Source organism: Microcystis sp. M144S2 (genome assembly GCF_020246065.1).
GTDB lineage: Bacteria > Cyanobacteriota > Cyanobacteriia > Cyanobacteriales > Microcystaceae > Microcystis > Microcystis ichthyoblabe_A.
In genome coordinates this window covers 1-4171 of the sequence record NZ_JADBTR010000112.1, presented here as the reverse complement: position 1 = coordinate 4171, position 4171 = coordinate 1, and the positions used below count along the sequence as shown (strand labels likewise).

Sequence of the window (4171 nt, the reverse complement as noted above, 5' to 3'; positions counted from 1 at the left end):
GGCTTTCTCTTGACATATTTTCTAAATGTAAAACAATTCCTATATCGGTAATAATTTGATAATTGGTAACGACAACTCCTTCTAGGTGAAGTAGCTCGGTCATTAACTTTAATTGTGGATTTGATGGCATAAGTATAGCTTGTGTCTAAAATTGCTGATCTTGGCTGTCTATATTTTAACCAATAAATTGCTGTATTGCAAGCATAGTGAGCTTTTAAAGATAAATTATTGTTTTTATTGGTCAGCTATAGTTGTCTGTTTTTTCTTTGATTTTACACGACAAGTTCGGAAAAGCCTAAACTATTTACTTTTCCTAATCTCCACAATTACGATGATTTTTCATGTCTCATTTGAAAACGCTATAGCTGTTCTGACACTATTATAGAAATACTAGGGGCAAAAGTTTAGTATAAATACTCAATTGCAACAAAAAGAAATAAACAATATTTTGATTGTTTATTTAGAAATGTAACAGAAAAAAATAAGGTTTTGGTCGTAGATGCAGCGAGTCAAGGTTAGCTTTTTCCTTGTTGTTATTGAGAAGGAATTTGAAATTACTAACTTAATTCACTTAGTGGTGCAAAAAACTTCTGAAAGACTTGCTGGACAAGGAGTACAAGTTAGATAGGGGGTTAGGAGGAGCAAGTTTATGAGATGCTTAAGTTCCCCAAAGTCATCGCTATGTTAGCCCCTCTCCTTTAACTTCAACTACTTGAGCAACTAAGTCAATGAATTAAGGGATAATCTTGATCGCATTAGCTTTGCTCTAGCCTACTGGACTTATTTAGTACAAAACCCCTATCGCAGACGTTTTAAGCGTTCTTCGAGAATTTGGGCTTGTTTTTCTGCCTCCGCTAAAGCTTGCTTCGTTTTTTGGATTAAAGCTTCTGGAGCTTTTTCGACAAAGCTAGGTTTATTCAGGCGATCGCTTAAACTCTTGATTTCCCCTTCTACCTTAGCTAAATTTTTCGCTAATTTCCCAGCCAATACCGATATATCAACCAATCCGGACAGGGGGATGAGGATTTCTACCGTAGCGACAACGCCGGCGATCGCTTGATTGACTTCCTCGGTTATTTTGTCCGTCAAAATTAAGTTTTCGATCTTGGCCAAGTCTTTTAAGTACACTTGTCCGCGTTGCAAAATAGCTAATTCTTGGCTGTTTTCTGTCTGTAAAATTGCCGTGATCGTTGCCCCCGGTTTAATCCCCGCTTCGGCCCGCAAATTACGCAACACCCGAATACTTTCTATTAATAACTCAAAAGTATTTTCTAAATCTAGATCGATCAGGGAACTATCAGCTATTGGATAGGTTTCTAAAGCTAAAACCTGCTGATTTTCTTGGGTTAAATGATGCCAAATTTCTTCGGTAATATGGGGCATAAAAGGATGTAATAGTTTTAATGTCCCTGCCAAAATAAAAGCCAAAGTTTGCCGGGCTGTGGCACAGGAAACCGATTCTTTATCCTTCCATAAACGAGTTTTCACTAACTCGATATACCAATCACAGAAATCGCCCCAGATAAATTCGTATAGACCTTTAGCCGCTTCTCCCATGCCATAATTTTCTAGATAATCTCTAGTTTTTTGCACTGTTTGATGATAACGAGATAAAATCCAGCGATCAGCTAATTCTAAATTTTCTAAAACTGGTTCTCCCAATTCTTCTGGGGTTTTTCCCTCCAGATTCATCATGACAAAACGGGAAGCATTCCAAATTTTATTGGCAAAATTTCGGGCTGCTTCTACGGATTCCGATTCATCGGTTTTACGGTTATATTGCAGACTGATATCCTGTCCTGCTCCTGCCACTTCTCGGATTAAGGTATATCGTAAAGCATCGGTTCCATATTTATCAATTAAAATTAGGGGATCGATGCCGTTATTGGCAGATTTAGACATCTTTTTGCCGTTTTCATCCCTAACTAAACCGTGAATATAGACATCTTTAAAAGGCATTTGCCCCGTAAAATAACCCGCCATCATCGTCATTCTTGCCACCCAGAAAAAGATAATATCAAAACCGGTGACGAGGGTTGTGGTGGGATAATAGGTGTCTAGATCAAGGGTTTTTTCTGGCCATCCCATAGTCGAAAATGGCCACAATCCCGAGGAAAACCAAGTATCTAAAACATCGGGGTCTTGTTGAAGAATTATATCCTCTCCATACTCCTGTTTAGCCTTGGCTAAAGCGGAGGTTTCATCTGGGGCAACGACGAAGGGAGTATGGTTAGTAATTTCGTTGTTAGTTTCACTGATAATATACCAAGCGGGAATTTGATGACCCCACCACAGTTGTCGAGAAATACACCAATCTTTTAGTTTAACTAACCAATCACGATAAACTTTTGTCCATCTTTCTGGCACAAAACGGGGCGAGTTTTCCTGATCTAAACAGGCTAAAGCTTTTGTGGCTAAAGGTTCAATTTTAACGAACCATTGGGTAGATAAAAGGGGTTCCACGGGAACTTTACCTCGATCGCTATAGGGGACGCTATGGCGATAGGCTTCAATCTTGACTAAAAAGCCATCTTCATCGAGTTTTTTAACCACATTTTTGCGGGCAACAAAACGATCTTGACCTGCGAATATTCCGGCATTTTCGTTTAAACTGCCGTCTAAATTCATGATATTAATAAAGGCTAAATTATGGCGTTTACCCATCTCAAAATCCTTGGGATCGTGGGCCGGCGTAACTTTGACGCAACCGGTACCGAATTCGGGATCCACCAATTCATCGGCAATAATCAGGATTTCTCGCCCCATTATCGGTAAAGTGACGGTTTTGCCGATTAAATGGCGATAACGGGGGTCTTGCGGGTTGACAGCTACACCAGTATCACCGAGCATGGTTTCGGGCCTTGTGGTGGCTACTTGAAGATAACCGCTACCATCGCTGAGAGGATAGCGAAAATACCAGAGATTTCCCTCAATATCCTTGTTTTCCACCTCTAAATCGGAAACCGCCGACCGGGATTCCGGACACCAGTTAACTAAGTATTGACCGCGATAGATTAATCCGTCCTCATAGAGTTTGATAAAAGCAGTACGGACAGCATGGGAAAGTCCCTCATCCATGGTGAAACGTTCCCGCGTCCAATCGACGGATACCCCCAAGCGTCGCAGTTGATTAACAATGGTACTACCGGACTCCTCTTTCCATTGCCAAGCGCGTTCGAGGAATTTTTCCCTTCCTAGTTGGTAACGGTCGGTTTTTTCGGCTTTTAATTGGCGATCGAGTATGGCTTGTACTGCAATACTAGCGTGATCTGTGCCGGGCAGCCAGAGGGTATTTTTGCCGGTCATGCGCTTGTAGCGAACAAGTGTATCAATTAAGGCACTCTCGAAGGCGTGACCCATGTGGAGACTACCGGTAACATTGGGAGGGGGGATGACTATGCAGTAGGTTTCGCCGCCTTTTTCGGGGTTTGCTGTAAATATTTCTTGATTTTCCCAATATTGCTGCCATTTCGTTTCTGTGATCTTGGGATCGTATTGCTTCGATAGTTCCGAGGTCATGATGGAGGGATTCTACAATTCTTAGTTCTTTGTCAATTGTCCCACATTTGGGAGAGATCAAATTCCTGTTTAGTTGCCGGCTAAAAAATTTTAAGAGTCCTATTAAAATAGCTGTTATCTTTTCCTCGGCTAAACCTAGCTAATTTATGGTAACTTTTTTGTATCTCACCAGTACAATAATTGCTATAATCAATTGGGGGACTCAATCAATAAATTATGACCATAGCAACAGATAAAAATATCTATAGCTTTGCCGAATATTTACAACTAGAGGAAACGGCGGCCTATAAAAATGAGTATCAAGACGGGGAAATCGTACCGATGACAGGAGGCACTACTGATCATAATAAAATTGCTCTCAATTTTGCCGCTTATTTAAAATTTGCCCTCAAAGGACAGAAATATAATATTTTTATCGGTGACGTTAAATTATGGATAGCACAATATCGTCAAGCAACCTATCCCGATGTGATGCTAATTGAGGGAGAACCGATTTATTATGAAACTGGCCAGACAACTATTACCAATCCCAAATTAATAGTAGAAGTCCTCTCAAAATCAACTCAAAATTATGACCAGGGCGATAAATTTCTCTATTATCGTTCGCTGCCGGAATTTCAAGAATATATTCTGATTAGTCAAAGTCGTCCCT

2 protein-coding genes and 1 pseudogene are annotated in these 4171 nt (G+C 40.3%); 1 reads left to right on the top strand and 2 read right to left on the bottom strand.

Features of this window, described 5'->3' with window-relative positions; genetic code table 11:
- Positions 1-130 (bottom strand): annotated as a pseudogene (locus IM462_RS21255) (ISL3 family transposase); the annotation flags it as partial.
- A 668-nt stretch (positions 131-798) separates the two neighbouring features.
- Complete coding sequence (locus IM462_RS13280) at positions 799-3519, bottom strand: valine--tRNA ligase (protein WP_287704528.1); 2721 nt, start codon at positions 3517-3519, stop codon at positions 799-801.
- Positions 3520-3735: 216 nt separating this feature from the next.
- On the opposite strand from IM462_RS13280, the gene IM462_RS13275 reads away from it, so the two are divergent.
- The coding region (locus tag IM462_RS13275; RefSeq protein ID WP_287704526.1) for a Uma2 family endonuclease at positions 3736-4171 on the top strand (436 nt) is incomplete at its 3' end.

Coding starts and splice junctions, on each gene's coding strand:
- IM462_RS13280 (WP_287704528.1), bottom strand. CDS start 3,519: ATGACCTCGGAACTATCGAAGCAATACGATCCCAAGATCACAGAAACG.